Annotated in this window: 15 protein-coding genes; 6 read left to right on the top strand and 9 right to left on the bottom strand. The window is 60.4% G+C overall.

Annotated elements, in window-relative coordinates; translation table 11 throughout:
- Positions 1-34: 34 nt before the first annotated feature.
- Positions 35-1,120 carry a diguanylate cyclase domain-containing protein gene (locus tag FAA97_RS05640; RefSeq protein ID WP_168800922.1) on the bottom strand — a complete coding sequence of 362 codons (1,086 nt, stop codon included), beginning with the start codon at positions 1,118-1,120 and terminating at the stop codon, positions 35-37.
- A 208-nt stretch (positions 1,121-1,328) separates the two neighbouring features.
- Between FAA97_RS05640 and FAA97_RS05635 the strand changes: the two genes are divergently transcribed.
- The 4 genes from FAA97_RS05635 to ndk all read left to right on the top strand — a co-directional run bounded on the left by FAA97_RS05635 (position 1,329) and on the right by ndk (position 4,672).
- Positions 1,329-1,652 (top strand): hypothetical protein, encoded by a 324-nt coding sequence (locus FAA97_RS05635; RefSeq protein WP_136597502.1) that lies wholly within the window; start codon positions 1,329-1,331, stop codon positions 1,650-1,652.
- A gap of 1 nt (position 1,653) precedes the next feature.
- A complete protein-coding gene (locus FAA97_RS05630; protein WP_136597501.1) occupies positions 1,654-3,243 on the top strand; it encodes a methyl-accepting chemotaxis protein in 1,590 nt (529 codons plus the stop codon).
- 189 nt (positions 3,244-3,432) lie between these two features.
- Positions 3,433-4,116: a glutathione S-transferase family protein gene (locus FAA97_RS05625; RefSeq protein ID WP_136597500.1), complete on the top strand. Its 684-nt coding sequence runs from the start codon at positions 3,433-3,435 to the stop codon at positions 4,114-4,116.
- A 133-nt stretch (positions 4,117-4,249) separates the two neighbouring features.
- Entirely contained in the window at positions 4,250-4,672 is a 423-nt protein-coding gene (gene ndk / locus FAA97_RS05620; RefSeq protein ID WP_136597499.1) for a nucleoside-diphosphate kinase, read from the top strand.
- 224 nt (positions 4,673-4,896) lie between these two features.
- Here the strand turns inward: ndk and FAA97_RS05615 are convergent, their stop codons facing one another.
- The 5 genes from FAA97_RS05615 to FAA97_RS05595 all read right to left on the bottom strand — a co-directional run bounded on the left by FAA97_RS05615 (position 4,897) and on the right by FAA97_RS05595 (position 9,133).
- Complete coding sequence (locus FAA97_RS05615; RefSeq protein ID WP_136597498.1) at positions 4,897-5,361, bottom strand: molybdenum cofactor biosynthesis protein MoaE; 465 nt, start codon at positions 5,359-5,361, stop codon at positions 4,897-4,899.
- A gap of 38 nt (positions 5,362-5,399) precedes the next feature.
- Positions 5,400-5,654 carry a molybdopterin converting factor subunit 1 gene (gene moaD / locus FAA97_RS05610; RefSeq protein WP_136597497.1) on the bottom strand — a complete coding sequence of 85 codons (255 nt, stop codon included), beginning with the start codon at positions 5,652-5,654 and terminating at the stop codon, positions 5,400-5,402.
- Between the two features lies 1 nt (position 5,655).
- On the bottom strand, positions 5,656-6,237 hold the full coding sequence (pgsA, locus tag FAA97_RS05605; RefSeq protein WP_136597496.1) for a CDP-diacylglycerol--glycerol-3-phosphate 3-phosphatidyltransferase: 582 nt from the start codon (positions 6,235-6,237) through the stop codon (positions 5,656-5,658).
- 113 nt (positions 6,238-6,350) lie between these two features.
- On the bottom strand, positions 6,351-8,378 hold the full coding sequence (uvrC, locus tag FAA97_RS05600; protein WP_136597495.1) for an excinuclease ABC subunit UvrC: 2,028 nt from the start codon (positions 8,376-8,378) through the stop codon (positions 6,351-6,353).
- A complete protein-coding gene (locus tag FAA97_RS05595) occupies positions 8,375-9,133 on the bottom strand; it encodes an SDR family oxidoreductase (protein ID WP_136597494.1) in 759 nt (252 codons plus the stop codon). Before FAA97_RS05595 ends, uvrC begins: the two co-directional genes overlap by 4 nt.
- A gap of 361 nt (positions 9,134-9,494) precedes the next feature.
- Between FAA97_RS05595 and FAA97_RS05590 the strand changes: the two genes are divergently transcribed.
- The gene (locus FAA97_RS05590) at positions 9,495-10,154 is read left to right on the top strand and encodes an outer membrane protein (RefSeq protein ID WP_136597493.1); all 660 of its coding nucleotides are present in this window, start codon (positions 9,495-9,497) and stop codon (positions 10,152-10,154) included.
- A 76-nt stretch (positions 10,155-10,230) separates the two neighbouring features.
- On the opposite strand, the gene FAA97_RS05585 is transcribed toward FAA97_RS05590, so the two are convergent.
- The 3 genes from FAA97_RS05585 to FAA97_RS05575 are packed head-to-tail and all read right to left on the bottom strand — an operon-like array spanning position 10,231 to position 12,480.
- Positions 10,231-10,827, bottom strand: coding sequence for a glutathione S-transferase (locus FAA97_RS05585; RefSeq protein ID WP_136597492.1), 597 nt, complete (start codon positions 10,825-10,827; stop codon positions 10,231-10,233).
- Positions 10,828-10,852: 25 nt separating this feature from the next.
- On the bottom strand, positions 10,853-11,605 hold the full coding sequence (locus FAA97_RS05580) for a ribonuclease T2 family protein (protein ID WP_136597491.1): 753 nt from the start codon (positions 11,603-11,605) through the stop codon (positions 10,853-10,855).
- A gap of 11 nt (positions 11,606-11,616) precedes the next feature.
- Positions 11,617-12,480, bottom strand: a complete 864-nt coding sequence (locus FAA97_RS05575; protein WP_136597490.1) for a 23S rRNA (adenine(2030)-N(6))-methyltransferase RlmJ — start codon at positions 12,478-12,480, stop codon at positions 11,617-11,619.
- Between the two features lie 33 nt (positions 12,481-12,513).
- Between FAA97_RS05575 and FAA97_RS05570 the strand changes: the two genes are divergently transcribed.
- On the top strand, positions 12,514-14,670 hold the full coding sequence (locus FAA97_RS05570) for a molybdopterin-containing oxidoreductase family protein (RefSeq protein ID WP_136597489.1): 2,157 nt from the start codon (positions 12,514-12,516) through the stop codon (positions 14,668-14,670).
- The last annotated feature ends 2 nt before the right edge of the window (positions 14,671-14,672 follow it).

Below are 14,672 nucleotides of genomic sequence, written 5' to 3'. Positions count from 1 at the left end.
TCGCGGTCCTCTCATGCCAGGCCGTGTTTGACGATCACGCGGCGGGGCGGGCCGCGGCCTGCGCCTTGTCCTGCTGCTCGGCCTTGTAGCCGGCAATCGGCTGGCGGCTGTTGCCATGCGCAACTGCAAGGGCTGCCTCCGCGCAGGCGATCATCTGCATGGCGTAGTCGGCATCGTCGCTCATCGCAAAACCGATTGAAAGTTCAAGCGATCCCTGAATGCCCTTGTGTTCCGCGGCGAAGACGAGGTTGTCCTCGACGGCTGCGTGCAGGCGTTCCGCGATGGCATAGGTGTCCTTGGCCGTCACGTCGCTGAACAGGAAGGCGAACTCGTCACCGCCGGAGCGCGCGACGAAATCGTGTTTCTTGATCGTCTTGCGGAAGATCGCTGCGAGCCGCTTCAGAATGCGGTTCCCCGCATCCTCGCCATATTGCTGGTTGATCTGGCGGAAATCGTTGATGTCGACCAGGACCAGCGCGGTCGAAACGCCGGCGACGCCGGAGTCGAACAGTTGCTCCAGCCGGTTGACCAGCGACAGACGGTTCGGAAGGCCGGTCAGCCGGTCGCGCATGGTCATGCTGCGCGCGGCTTCCACCGTGCGGTTGTTGGTGTTCAGCTCTTCGATGGCGCTGCGCAGAACCTGCTCGATTTCGGTTTCCGTCGTCAGCAGATCGCGTGTGGCGACTTCCAGGAATTCCAGTTCGTCCATCAGTTCGGTCACGCCGCGGGCGCTGTCATCCCGGACGGATTGCTGGATCGTTTCCAGGCCGCGGGAGTAGGCCATCTTCTGCATGATGCCCAGCGAAACCTTTTCCTCGATCCGGCGGAGCGTGGCAATCGCCTGCGAATGCAGTTTCTTCTCGGCCAGCCCGCAATGGCTGACGAGATGGTGTTTCAAGCCGATCTGATCGAGGGCCACCTGGGTAAGATTGCCGCCCAGCGCCGCCAGTTCACGCGCCAGCGGCGGATTGCGACCGTAAAGTGCTTCATAGATCAGTTCGAAATTGCGAGGCAGTCCCTCGATCTGGTGTTTGGCCATGAAGCCTGCAACGCGATGGAGTTTGTCGGTTGCACCCGATCGGGACCCGGAGACCGGAGATGAGGCAGCGTCCTGCGCCATTTTGGAATATCCCTTTGCTAATATACTGGCGAGCATGGGATATTTTGATTTTTCGATGGTTAAGACTGGGGCCTGGCAGGCCGAAATCATCAACCAGGGTTAATGGAAGTGTAGCAAGCCAGGGCCGGCCTGCGGATCCGACAACTTAATCATAAATTAGGAGAAGGTAACTTAAAGTCGCGTTGGAAGACACGAGGAGCGCGACGGCATGGCGAGTGGTGAAATGGAGCAGTCCCAGGTGGACCTGCGTCTCATCCTCGGCTTCTTGCTCCTATTCTTCGGCTTGGTTGCTGCGGTTTACGCGCGCCCGAGCGGTGCTTTCGTCTTGGTTGTCACGCAGCCGGGGGGCGGGGCCATGCTCAACATGGAAACCATCGGCCGGGCCGAGGGGCGCTTTGTCTGGGCGGGGCGCTTTCCCTGGATGTCGGTAGCGTATTCGCCGGATTCATCATTTCCTAAGCGTCTTCGGGCTCACGGAGCAATATTGGTCTTCAATCACAGGCTCGCGTTTGGATGCGCGAAGGAGATTTAAAATGCAGGCACTGTCAAGGCTGCGCACGCTAGCCGGTACGGGTATCGTGGCGCTGCTATGGGTGAACTTGGTCTTGATTGCTGCGCGCCTTTGGCTGCGGGACGAAGGTGCGGATATGGTCGCACTTCTGGCCGCCGCTCTCGTCGCTGGTTTGGCGACCCTCTTGTGGGTGAAGGACAAGACCGGGCCGACAACCCGCATCGTCACCTCGATTGCCCAGGCCGCGATGGTGGCAATACTGGTGTTTTCGTTTGAGGGATCGTCGCTTCAGATCGATGCGCATATGTATTTCTTCGCAACCCTAGCAATCTGCGCTGCCTGGATCGACTGGCGTGCGATCGTGGGGTATGCCGCCTTTGTCGCCATCCATCACACTGCGTTCTACTTTGCCATGCCACTGGCGGTGTTTCCGGGCGAATCGCATTTCGATCGTGTTGTTCTTCATGCGGTTGTGCTGGTGCTCCAAAGTGCGGCGCTGATTGCGCTTGCGCATTCCGTCGTCACCGCCTTCATCGCCTCAGAGCAGGCCGTCAATCAGGCCGTTGCCGCGGAACGTGAGACCCGGGACATGGCCGAGCAGGTGCACGCAGCCGATATTGCCGCGGCCCAGGAACGGGACAAGCGTGCAGAGGAAAAAGCGCGCGCTGCCGAAGCGAGCCAGATGGTGATCGAACAGCTGGACGCCGCCCTCTCGCGCCTTGCAGCCGGCGATCTATCCTGCCGCATTGAGGCTGTCTTTCCGGGCGTCATGGATGCGCTGCGCGTGTCGTTTAATGCGTCCATCGAAAATCTGGAGCGTGTCTTCGGCCAGGTTCGCGGTGCTGTCCATGTCGTCAGTAACGGATCATCCCAGATCACGGCTGCAAACCAGGATCTGTCCACCCGCACAGAGCGGCAGGCCGCTTCCGTTGAGGAAACCGCAAGCGCGCTTTCCACCATCATGCAGACTGTCCGGGATACGGCGTCGATTGCCGAGAAGGTCGGCAAGCTGGTGGATCACGCGCGCCAGGGTGCAGAACGCTCCGGTGGCATTGTCACCGATGCGGTCGAAGCGATGAGCCGGATCGAGGCATCGTCTCAGGAGATCAACCAGATCATTTCGGTGATCGACGAGATTGCCTTCCAGACCAACCTGCTGGCGCTCAATGCCGGTGTCGAGGCTGCCCGCGCAGGCGAGGCCGGCAAGGGATTTGCCGTCGTCGCCCAGGAAGTGCGCGAACTTGCCCAGCGCTCCGCGCAGGCGGCCAAAGAGATAAAGCATCTGATCAACTCGTCCGCTGCTCAGGTGCAGCATGGCGTTGCTCTCGTTGACCAGGCGGGCGATGCGCTTCGCACAATTGCCGATGAGGTGAATTCCATCAGCAGCGAAGTCAGCAAGATCGTCGCCGGCGCACGTGAACAGTCGACCGGCCTGTCTGAGATCGACGCGGCCCTCGGCACGATCGATCGCTCCACCCAGCAGAATGCGGCCATGGTCGAGGAATCAAGTGCCGCAGCAACCCAGCTCTCCGGCGAGGCTCAGAGGCTCGATGACCTGATGGCCAAGTTCAATTTCTCTGCAAGCCGGCAGGTCCTTGCCAGGGTCGCCTGATAGGGGAACTCGGTAACATTTTCACACGCACAGCCGAACGGCCGGGTTTAGCGCTCGGCCGTTTCTGTTTTTGTGGAAAGCCGAGGAACGAGGGGCTGTACGGCCAGATAAGCCCAAGTGGACATTCCTGAATTGATCCTCTCGCGCAAGTCGGCCATCATCGCATTTCCCTCGTGTTCGGAGAGTCTCATGGCCATCACACTCTATTCGCTTTGCGGCGCCAATGAAGCGCGCCCGTTTTCCCCGCATTGCTGGAAAGTGGTCATGGCGCTTCGCCACAAGGGCTTGGATTTCGAGGAGCGACCGCTTGCCTTTACGGCGATCCCGTCCGTCGAAAACGGCTTCTCGAAAACCGTTCCGATTTTGCGGGATGGCGTTCATCTCGTCGCAGACAGCTTCGATATCGCAACCTATCTGGATGAGGCCTACCCGGATCATCCGACGCTGCTTGGCGGTGAGGCTGGCAGGGCGCTCACGCGTTTCGTCGAAAGCTTTTCGCAGGCAGTCATTCATCCGGCCGTTACGCGCATTGCCATTTGTGACATCCACGACATGTTAGCCCCCATCGACCAGGCCTATTTCCGGCAAAGCCGTCGTGAGCGACTGGGGCGTGAGATCGAGGAGGTGGCTGCCGGTCGCGACGCCGAGATCGCGGCCTTCCCGGCAAAGCTCTTGGCCCTTCGCCACATGTTGGGTCATCAGCCTTTCATCGGCGGCGAAAGGCCGCTGTTTGCCGACTACATCGTTTTCGGCGCCTTGCAGTGGTTGAGAATTTCCACAGGCTCAGTTCATCTGCCGGCAGACGACAAGGTGTCCGTGTGGTTCGAGCGTTTGCTTGATCTTTACGAGGGACATGCCCGCAAGGTGGCGTAGGCATTTTTGTCCGATCTCGCATTCGCAGCGAACCATGACGCTCGTGTGAAATTGCGCGTGCCCTCTTGTGTTCGTGATTCGGTGCGGCTAGATACCGCCCACTTTCCCCATGACACAAACAAGGATGAGACAGATGGCGATTGAACGCACCTTCTCGATGATCAAGCCGGACGCAACCAAGCGCAACCTGACGGGCGCCATCACCAAGATGCTCGAAGATGCCGGCCTGCGCGTCGTCGCTTCCAAGCGCGTCTGGATGTCGACCCGCGAAGCCGAAGGCTTTTACGCCGTTCACAAGGATCGCCCCTTCTTCGGCGAACTGGTTGAAGGCATGACCTCGGGCCCGACCGTCGTTCAGGTTCTCGAAGGCGAAAACGCCATCCTGAATAACCGCGAAATCATGGGCGCCACCAACCCGGCCAACGCCGACGAAGGCACGATCCGCAAGACCCACGCTCTCTCCATCGGCGAGAACTCGGTTCACGGTTCGGACGCTCCGGAAACCGCTGCCCAGGAAATCAAGTACTGGTTCTCCGACACCGAAATCGTCGGCTGAATGATGGCTTGAGGCTTGAGCCTCACGCGACTGTTCCAACAAGAAACCGGGCTCGCAAGGGCCCGGTTTTTTATGGGAAAATGAGGTGGCGGATGTCGGCAGCCGAACATCCGCTGGCGGTCTAGAGCATTTCCGTTGAACACGGGTTCACCGGAAATGCTCTATCTTTTTGTTCTTGCCGCATTATCCGACGCCGAAGCGATCTCGCTTCGGCTGGAAATGCTCTAGGAACCGTTCCACCGATCCCGCGCGCTGTCATCGGCATCCTTGGCCTCGACCCAGCCGCCGCTGGTGCCGTCGCGACCATGCTCCTTCTTCCAGAACGGAGCTGAGGTTTTCAGGAAATCCATGACGAAATTGGCGCCGTCGAAGGCGGCTTGCCGATGGGATGCTGCTGCGATGACCAGCACAATCTGTTCACCCGCCTCAATCCGGCCATGGCGGTGAATGGCGGTAAGCCCAATCAACGAAAAGCGGGACATGGCAAGGTCCGCGATCCGCATCATCTCCGCCTCGGCCATGCCGGGATAATGCTCGAGTTCAAGAGCGGAGAGGGCACCGGCCTCATCACGGCAGAGGCCGACGAAGGAAACGACAGCACCGATATCGTGCCGCCCAGCCGTCAGAAGTCGGCTTTCGTGGCCGGGATCGAAATCCTCGCGCTGAACGCGGATCACGGGTCTTTGCATCTCACACCTTCTTAGGGACTGCAGTGCAGGCTGTGCCCTCAGCCGCCGGTCATCGGCGGAAACAGCCCGATCTCCCGCGCACCCAAAATCACCTCATCGTGCTCGATATGCTCCTGATTGACCGCCACGCGAATGGCGCGCGGCACCCGAAGGGCGTCGGCATATTCGTCACCCAGCGTCGAAAGATAGGCAATCAGTTCGCCCGCCGTCGTGACATGATCCGGCAGTTCCAACTCTTCCTCACCCTTGCCGATGCGTTCGCGAACCCAGGCGAAATAGACGAGCTTGACCATCTCAATCGACCATGTGCTTCAGGCCGGCGCGGAAATAGTCGTAGCCGGTGTAGATGGTCAGGATGGCAGCGACCCAGAGGAGGCCCATTCCGATTTCGGTCGTATACGGCAGCACCTTGTCACCGGCAGGGCCGGCAAGCAGGAAGGCAAGAGCAAACATCTGGGCTGCCGTCTTCCACTTGGCGATACGGGTGACCGGCACGCTGACCTTCAGCGCGGCCAGATACTCACGCAGGCCCGAGACCAGGATCTCGCGGCAGAGAATGGTGATGGCTGCCCAGAGCGACCAACCGGCAATCGTGCCATCCGCCGCCATCAACAGAAGAATGGAGGCAATCAGCAGCTTGTCCGCGATAGGGTCGAGCATCTTGCCGATATTGGAGGTCTGGTTCCAGATCCGCGCCAGATAGCCGTCGAGATAGTCGGTGATCGAAGCGAGGACAAAAATCACCAGACCGGCCCAGCGGGCAAAATCGGAGGACTGCAGTCGGCCTTCGACAAAAAAGCACAGGACAATCAGCGGCACGGCGACGATGCGGGCGTAGGTCAGCAGATTGGGAATATTGTATGCGCGCGATGCCATGGGAACCTGTCTTTGTAAATTGCGTGCCTTTTAGATGAGAGCCTTAGCTCCCTTCGTCAACACAAGTCTTGCCGATAACGTCTTTTCACGGTGATTGCGTGTCTTCTGCGCATTTATGTCGAGCCGTTCTCGTGGAAGTGGTTGTAGACCAGTTTCGCCACCGCCTCCGAGATGCCTTCGACAGCCATGAGGTCACCGATCGCGGCACGCGAAACGGCTTTTGCCGTGCCGAAATGCTGGAGCAGGGCGCGCTTGCGCGTCGGGCCGATTCCGGTAATTTCATCAAGCGGGTTCTTCACCATCTCCTTCTTGCGCCGGGCCCGGTGCGAGCCGATCGCAAAGCGGTGTGCCTCGTCGCGCATCCTCTGGATGAAGTAGAGAACAGGATCGCGTGGCGGAAGCGTGAAATCTGGTTTGCCGGCGACAAAAAAACGTTCGCGTCCTGCGTCGCGGTCAACGCCCTTGGCAACGCCGATGGCGATCACGCTGTCGGTAATGTCAAGCTCGTCGAGGATCTTGCGAACCGCCGACATCTGCCCCTGGCCGCCATCGATCAGGATCACGTCCGGCCAGGCGGGGAAGGGAGCGTCGGCGCTGTCCTCGGGGGTAGCCTGTCGGTTTGGCTTGCCCTCTTCCTTCAGCAATCGCGAGAAACGTCGCGTCATGACTTCCCGCATCATGCCGAAGTCGTCGCCCGGGGTGATGTCGGTCGATTTGATGTTGAACTTGCGATACTGGCCTTTCACAAATCCTTCCGGTCCGGCAACGACCATGCCGCCGACGGCATTGGTGCCCATGATGTGCGAGTTATCGTAGATCTCGATGCGCCGCGGTACGTAAGGCAGTTGGAAAGTCTCCGCGAGGCCGGCCAGAAGGCGCGCCTGCGAGGAGGTCTCGGCCAGCTTGCGACCATGCGCTTCGCGCGCATTGGCACTGACATGGTCCAGAAGGTCTTTTTTCTCGCCCCTTTGCGGAATCGATAGGGCGACCTTGTGCCCGGCCTTTTCGGTGAGCGCCGTTGCCAAGAGATCCTGCTCCTCGATTTCCTCCGACAGAAGAATGAGGCGTGGCACAGGCTTGTCGTCATAGAACTGCGCGAGGAAAGAATTCAGCACTTCCGCGGCACTTAACTGCGGATCGGCCTTGGGGAAGTAGGCCTGGTTGCCCCAGTTCTGACCGGCGCGGAAGAAGAAGACCTGGATGCAGGACAGGCCGCCCTCATGATGGATGGCAAAGACATCCGCCTCCTCGACCCCGGCCGGATTGATGCCCTGGTGGCTCTGCACATGGGACAAGCCCGCGAGGCGATCGCGGAATACGGCGGCACGCTCAAAATCCAGCTCTTCCGCCGCTTCGTTCATGGTGCGGGCCATGGCTTCCTTGACGTTCTGGCTCTTGCCGGACAGGAAGTCCTTCGCTTCGCGCACGAGGCCTGCATAGTCCTGATCGCTGATCTCGTGCGTGCAGGGCCCCGAACACCGTTTGATTTGATAGAGCAGGCAGGGCCGCGTGCGGCTTTCGAAGACGCTGTCGGTGCAGGTCCGTAGTAGGAAGGCGCGCTGCAGCGAGTTGATCGTCCGTCCGACGGCGCTCGCCGAGGCAAAAGGGCCGAAATAGTCGCCCTTGCGGGCGCGGGCGCCGCGATGCTTGTAGATTGCCGGTGCCCGGCTGTCGCCGGTGATCAGGATATAGGGAAAGCTCTTGTCATCGCGCAAAAGCACGTTGAAGCGCGGGCGCAGGCGCTTGATCAGATTGGCTTCGAGCAGCAGTGCCTCGACCTCGGTGCGGGTCGTGACGAACTCCATATGCACGGTATCGCGCACCATGCGCGACAGCCGGTTGGAATGGACCCGGCCCTGGGCATAGTTGCTGACGCGCTTTTTAAGGCTGCGCGCCTTGCCCACATACATGACCTCACTGTCCTTGTTCAGCATCCGGTAGACGCCGGGCGCATTCGGCAGGCGCTTGACGAATTCGGCAATCAGCTCGGCACCCGTCAGGCCGGTCTCGTGAAGACCGTCCTCGTGCCAGTTGATTTCGATCCCGGCCCGCGCAGGTTCGACTTCGACGACGATGTCCTCGTCGTCGTCTTCCGTCCCGTCATAGAGAATACCGCCGTCCGGCAGCTTTCCTCCATTCATTCCTTGATCTCCTGACCATGCCAAATCAGATGTTGCCCGCCATCCAAGGCGATCATTTGGCCGGTGATCGATGGGGTGTCAAAAAGAAAGCGGATCGCGCGACCGAATTCGTCGAGCGAAGGCCCCCTCTTCAAGGGCAGGCTCTCCACCTGGGCCTGAAAATCTTCCGGCCGCTGCCGCTCGGAAATCAGCGTGGGACCGGGGGCCAAGGCGTTGACCCGAACGCGTGGGGCATAGGCCTGTGCCAGCGTCTGGGTCGCGGTCCAGAGTGTCGCCTTCGACAGCGTGTAGGAAAAGAAGGTCGGCTTCAGCGCCAGCACGCGTTGATCGATGATGTTGACAATCAGCCCCGAACCATCCTTCCCCGTCTGACGCATGAAGGCTGCGGAAAGTGCTGCCGGTGCCCGCACATGCAAGGCAAAATGCCGATCGAACCGTTCCGCATCGAATGTGAAGGCGTCGTCCTCCTCGAAGACGGAGGCATTGTTCACAAGGATGCCGAGCGGCCCCAATTGCGTCACGGCGGACGCGACCAGGTCTTCGATCGCGGAAATGTGAGTGATGTCTGCCTGAAGCGCGATGGCGCGATGGCCGTCGTTGCGAAGTGCAGCCGCAACCTCTTCGGCATGGCGGAAGGACCCGTTTGCGTGCAATGCAACAGAAAAACCGGCCTTCGCCAAGTCTTCGGCGATGGCGCGCCCAAGACGTTTTGCCGCCCCGGTGACCAGAGCCGTCTTTGGTGGTGGTGTCTGCATGTCGCTAACCTTCAGATCTGCTGCGTTCCGCTTTGCATATATGGGCAGATCGGGGAGGGGAGCAAGCATTCGCATGCGTAAGACATGCCGAGGATTTGCGGGATGGGTGGCGAGAATTAAGTATTTCGATGCGGGTGGCAAAGTATATAAAGTAATATTCTGTTAAGGTTAACAAATCCTTTTCATATATCTGACAACATCTTCAATTTAAACTCAATTTGCCACAATGTTTTCACAATTGTCCTGTTTTTAGACCCCAGTTCGAGTTCAGATCTACAGTCCCTACGGACCGGATTATACATCAACGTTCAGGCCGCGCTTGGTTCGCATTAAGCGGCTGGGAACTGGTAAGGAGAGTAAAATGCGCACCTTCAAGATCATGCTTCTGGCATCGGTAACCACTTTTGCTGGCTTCCAGGCAGCTCAGGCCGCTGACGCCATCTACCAGGCACCGGAAGCCCCGCCGGCTGCTGAATACTCCGCTCCGGCCGGCGACTGGTCGGGTGCCTATGTCGGTGGCGCTGCAACTTACGAATTCGGCAAGTTCACCGGCTCGACCGATGGTCGCGATGCCAAGGGCCTCGGCGGCTCCATCTACGGCGGTTACAACATGCAGAGCGGCTCCATCGTTTACGGTGGTGAAGCTGACATCAGCTACGCTGGCGAAGACGGTTCGGCTGGTTCGGCTGTTGGCGTCGGCGACATGAAGGGCACCCAGGGCGTTAACGGCTCGGTCCGCGCTCGCGTCGGTTACGATCTGAACCCGGTTCTCGTTTACGGTACGGCGGGCGTGGCTGTTGCCAACCACGAGCTGGAAGGCGGCGGCACCAATGATGAGCGCCTTGCTGCCGGTTACACGGTCGGCGCCGGTGTCGAAACCTTCGTCACCGACAACATCACCGCTCGCGTCGAATACCGCTACAGCGACTACCAGAAGCGCGACTTCAACCTCGGCGGCACCACTGTCTCCAAGGGTTTCGACGATCACTCCGTCAAGGTCGGTATGGGCGTCAAGTTCTGATCCATTTTGCCCTCCAGGCAAAAAAGAAGCCGGGCGAAAGTCCGGCTTCTTTGATTCTAGATCCCTGCTTTGCGGTTCAGGCCTTGGGACGCAGCGCAGGATAGGCTTCAAAGCGCTTGGCGAAGTCTGCCGGCCAGGCGGCAAGGGCAGCGCGGCCGTTTTCCCATTCGCCCGGAAAGCGGAGCATGAGATATCCAAGCATGGCCGCTACCGCAAAATGGCCGCCATGCAGCTTTTTGCCGAGCTTCGGCAGATGGCGATCGAGGTGATCGAGGCCACGATTGATCTTTGCCCATTGCCGATCAATTGCATCCTGGCTGACGAGTTCCGGCGGGCGGAAACGCTTCTCGTAGACGATGGCAAGCAGGCTGTCGCAGATGCCGTCGGCCAAGGCTTCAAGGACATCGGCTTCCGTCTGCTTCTCGTCCTTCTTCGGATAGAGCCGGGTCTTTCCCATGCGATGAAGGTAGCGCATGATGGCGCGGCTATCGAAAATCGCGATGCCGTCGTCCGTGAGAAGGGTAGGAATTTTTCCAAGCGGGTTGTTATCAACGAGTTCGGCAGGGTTTTCGGCAGTGTTCACCCGGATTTCCTCAAGCTCGATGCCCACATGGCGCGCTGCCATGCGGACCTTGGAGGAATAGGGTGAGGCAGGCGCGAACAATAGTTTCATTGGGTTTCCTCGGGCTCAATACGGGTTAACGCGCAGGCGGAATGGCGATTTCAGTTCGGCGGCAGGATCGGCTATCCACCTCGGGACAGGCGCGAAATCCCAGTCCGGTGTCGAGACAGATGCGGATTTCATCGATTTTCTCGCGTTCGCAGGTCACGGCAATGCCGGACCGCGCCAGCCCCGGATTGGCGCGGATGAAGGATTGCTCAATGGCTGCCGGAGAAACTCGTAAGAGCGTGTCAGGCTCCAGGTATTCTGGGGGAATCTGTATCTTATCAGAGGCTTGCCTGACGAGATTGAAGTAATCTCTCTTGCCAAGCCCCGAGCATGAACCATGCTTGCGCCACTGGTGCCCGATCAGCCCCATGCTCGGCATGATGTCCAGTAGGTCGCGGCCAATTGCGTGAGGAACCCGGCCACCCTCCGGTGTCGCGCAGTTCTCGGGCCAGCCTTTTTCATTCTGAGGCCACAAGCCATGCACGATCCAGCCGAAGCTTTTGCCATCGCCGCACTGGTCCTGATTGCGAGCGGCAGCTTCGCTTTCGCAGAAGGTCGGCGACCAGGAGAGCGCCAGGACATAGAAGTCGAACCCCTTTCCCCTGGGCGGGTCCGCTGGCTTAGCCGTCGGGGAAGGGGCTCTGGCCATCGGGCCCGGTGTCGCTTGGCTGGTGTCCGTCGGACTTGGCCGGTCCATGGGTGCATCCGCCGGCAGCAAGCCGTAGACCGCAGCCGCCGCGAGAAAAAGGCCGAAGGCGAAGAGGCCGGTATAGCGTCCCATGCGCCCTCCGCTCAGTCTTCGCCGCGCAGCCAGAAACAGCGATGCGAGGCATAGCGATCCTGCGCCATCAACCGCTTGAGCTCCGGTAGCACCAGATGCATCTCGTCCTTCAGGGTGAAGGGCGGATTGACGATGATGAGACCGGTGCCGGACAGGCCGGTCTGATCGCGGTCGCTTTTTACATGCAGTTCCGCGCAGAGCATTTTCGGGATTTCCAGGGCCTGCAGCGCCTCGTGGAATTCCTTGATCGGTGCGCCCTTCTTGATCGGATACCACAGGCAATAGACGCCATTGCCGAAGCGGCGATGCGCCTTGGCAAGGCCATCCACCAGCCGCTCGTATTCGCCTTCCTTTTCGAAGGGCGGATCGACCAGCACGATGCCGCGCTTTTCCTTCGGCGGCAGATGCGCATTCAGCGTCAGCCAGCCATCGAGTTCCGTCACGCGGACCTGGAAATCGCCCTCGAAGAGCCGCGCCAGAGCCCGCGAGTCGTCCGGATGCAGCTCCATCGCGGAGAGGCGGTCCTGCGGCCGGAAGAGATCGCGGGCAAGCTTGGGGGATCCGGGGTAGAGCGTGATGGGGCCGCCGGCTTCGCGACCCGGATTGAGCGCCTCCACCGCATCGAGATAGGGCGTCATGATTTGAGCCACCTTCTCCGGCAGTTCGGCATCGATGACCTTGCCGATGCCTTCAAGCCATTCGCCGGTCTTCTGCGCCTCCTCGGAGGAGAGGTCGTAAAGCCCGATGCCGGCATGGGTATCGAGCACGCGAAACGCCTTGTCCTTCTGCTGCAGGTAGACAACCAGCCGCGAGAGAACGAGATGCTTCAGGACATCGGCAAAATTGCCCGCGTGATAGATGTGGCGATAATTCATGGACGGTTCCGATGGCATGGATGATTTGTTCGAATGGGGCTTTTGAGCGTTCAGGCCTTGGCCTATAACCGGCACATGAACATTCAGAGCCCCATCCGAAACCGGTCGCTTGGTCATACGGCCTGTCCGCATGACTGTCCATCCACCTGCGCGCTTGACGTCGATCTGACGGAGGATGGCCGCATCGGCCGCGTGCGCGGGGCCGCCGAAAACAGCTACACCGCCGGCGTCATCTGCGCCAAGGTCGCGCGGTATGCGGAGCGGCTTTACCATCCGGATCGCCTGATGAAGCCGGTGCGACGCGCCGGGGCCAAGGGCGGCGGCCAATGGCAGGACGTGACCTGGGAAGCCGCGCTCGACGAGATCGCTGACGCCTTCGTCAAGGCGGAGCAGCGGCATGGCTCGGAAGCGGTCTGGCCGTATTTCTACGCTGGTACCATGGGCCTCGTGCAGCGCGACTCGATCGAGCGCCTGCGTCATGCGAAGAAATATTCCGGCTTCTTTGGCTCGATCTGCACCAATCTTGCCTGGACCGGCTATGTCATGGGCACCGGCACGCTGCGTGGTCCCGATCCGCGCGAAATGGCCGTCTCCGATTGCGTCGTCATCTGGGGCACCAATGCGGTCGCCACCCAGGTCAATGTGATGACCCATGCGATCAAGGCCCGCAAGGATCGCGCGGCCAAGATCGTGGTCATCGACATCTATGACAATCCGACGATGAAACAGGCCGACATGGCCTTGATCCTGAAGCCCGGCACGGATGCGGCGCTTGCCTGTGCCGTCATGCATGTAGCATTCCGCGACGGCTATGCCGACCGGGCCTATATGGCGAAATTCGCCGATGATCCGGAAGGTCTCGAAGCGCATCTGCAGGCGAAGACCCCGCAATGGGCCTCCGAGATCACCGGCCTCTCGGTCGAGGAGATCGAGGCTTTCGCCCGTCTCGTCGGGCAGACGAAGAAGAGCTATTTCCGCCTCGGTTATGGCTTCACCCGCAGCCGCAATGGCGCGGTCTCGATGCATGCAGCCCTGTCGCTCGCAACCGTCCTTGGCTCCTGGCAATACGAGGGCGGCGGCGCCTTTCATTCGAACAGCGATATCTTCCAGCTGAACAAGGCCGAGCTCATGGGCACGGCCATGGTCGATCCCGAGATCCGCATGCTGGACCAGTCGCAAATCGGCCGCGTGCTGACCGGCGACGCCGAGGCGCTACGCCATCGCGGGCCGGTGACCGCCATGATCATCCAGAACACCAATCCGGTGAATGTCGCGCCGGAACAGCGGCTGGTGAGGGAGGGCTTCCTGCGCGACGACCTCTTCGTCGCCGTGCATGAGCAGTTCATGACCGAGACGGCTGAATTGGCGGACATCGTTCTGCCGGCCACCATGTTCGTCGAGCATGACGACATCTATCGCGGCGGCGGCCAGAGCCATATCCTGCTCGGACCGAAGCTCGTGGATGCGCCGCCGCTGGTGCGCACCAATCTCTTCGTCATCGAAGAGCTGGCCAAACGCCTTGGCGTTGCGGATCGCCCCGGCTTCGGCAAGACCGAGCGCGAGCATATCGAGCACATGCTGGCCGTCAGCGGAAAGCCGGATTTCGATACGCTCGCCGAAGACAAGTGGCTCGACTGCCAGCCGGCCTTCGAGGATGCGCATTACCTCAAGGGCTTTGCCCATCCCGACGGCAAGTTCCGCTTTGGGCCGGACTGGGAGGGCACGCCCGCTCCGAACAAGCCACCGGCAAAGCTCGGCTCGTTCGGTCCGGTCAAGCAACTGCCGGCATACCCCGACCAGGTGGACCTGATCGAGGTGGCCGATGCCGAGCATCCCTTCCGGCTGGCGACCTCGCCGGCGCGCAATTTCCTCAACTCCACCTTTGCCGAGACCAAGACCTCGCGCGACAAGGAAGGCCGGCCGGAGGTCATGATCAACCCGGCCGATGCGGCAAGTCTGGGTCTCGCCGATGGCGACATCGTCCAGCTTGGCAACCGGAGAGGCGCACTCCGCATCCATGCAAAGATCACCGACGCGGTGAAGCCGGGCGTGCTGGTGGCCGAAGGGCTCTGGCCCAACAAGGCCCATCTCGACGGTTGGGGCATCAATGTCCTGACCGGCGCCGATGCGCCGGCGCCGCATGGCGGGGCCGCCTTCCACGACAACAAGGTCTGGCTGAGAAAAGACTGAGC

The organism is Peteryoungia ipomoeae, from assembly GCF_004912165.1.
Taxonomy (GTDB): Bacteria; Pseudomonadota; Alphaproteobacteria; order Rhizobiales; family Rhizobiaceae; genus Allorhizobium; species Allorhizobium ipomoeae.
Note: the sequence above shows the minus strand (reverse complement) of the source record. Positions and strands in the feature narration are given on the sequence as shown.

Bases quoted from the DNA above. Each gene is read 5' to 3' on its own strand.
- FAA97_RS05640 (WP_168800922.1), bottom strand. From the start codon at position 1,120: ATGGCGCAGGACGCTGCCTCATCTCCGGTCTCCGGGTCCCGATCGGGT.
- FAA97_RS05635 (WP_136597502.1), top strand. From the start codon at position 1,329: ATGGCGAGTGGTGAAATGGAGCAGTCCCAGGTGGACCTGCGTCTCATC.
- FAA97_RS05630 (WP_136597501.1), top strand. From the start codon at position 1,654: ATGCAGGCACTGTCAAGGCTGCGCACGCTAGCCGGTACGGGTATCGTG.
- FAA97_RS05625 (WP_136597500.1), top strand. From the start codon at position 3,433: ATGGCCATCACACTCTATTCGCTTTGCGGCGCCAATGAAGCGCGCCCG.
- ndk (WP_136597499.1), top strand. From the start codon at position 4,250: ATGGCGATTGAACGCACCTTCTCGATGATCAAGCCGGACGCAACCAAG.
- FAA97_RS05615 (WP_136597498.1), bottom strand. From the start codon at position 5,361: ATGCAAAGACCCGTGATCCGCGTTCAGCGCGAGGATTTCGATCCCGGC.
- moaD (WP_136597497.1), bottom strand. From the start codon at position 5,654: ATGGTCAAGCTCGTCTATTTCGCCTGGGTTCGCGAACGCATCGGCAAG.
- pgsA (WP_136597496.1), bottom strand. From the start codon at position 6,237: ATGGCATCGCGCGCATACAATATTCCCAATCTGCTGACCTACGCCCGC.
- uvrC (WP_136597495.1), bottom strand. From the start codon at position 8,378: ATGAATGGAGGAAAGCTGCCGGACGGCGGTATTCTCTATGACGGGACG.
- FAA97_RS05595 (WP_136597494.1), bottom strand. From the start codon at position 9,133: ATGCAGACACCACCACCAAAGACGGCTCTGGTCACCGGGGCGGCAAAA.
- FAA97_RS05590 (WP_136597493.1), top strand. From the start codon at position 9,495: ATGCGCACCTTCAAGATCATGCTTCTGGCATCGGTAACCACTTTTGCT.
- FAA97_RS05585 (WP_136597492.1), bottom strand. From the start codon at position 10,827: ATGAAACTATTGTTCGCGCCTGCCTCACCCTATTCCTCCAAGGTCCGC.
- FAA97_RS05580 (WP_136597491.1), bottom strand. From the start codon at position 11,605: ATGGGACGCTATACCGGCCTCTTCGCCTTCGGCCTTTTTCTCGCGGCG.
- FAA97_RS05575 (WP_136597490.1), bottom strand. From the start codon at position 12,480: ATGAATTATCGCCACATCTATCACGCGGGCAATTTTGCCGATGTCCTG.
- FAA97_RS05570 (WP_136597489.1), top strand. From the start codon at position 12,514: ATGGGGCTTTTGAGCGTTCAGGCCTTGGCCTATAACCGGCACATGAAC.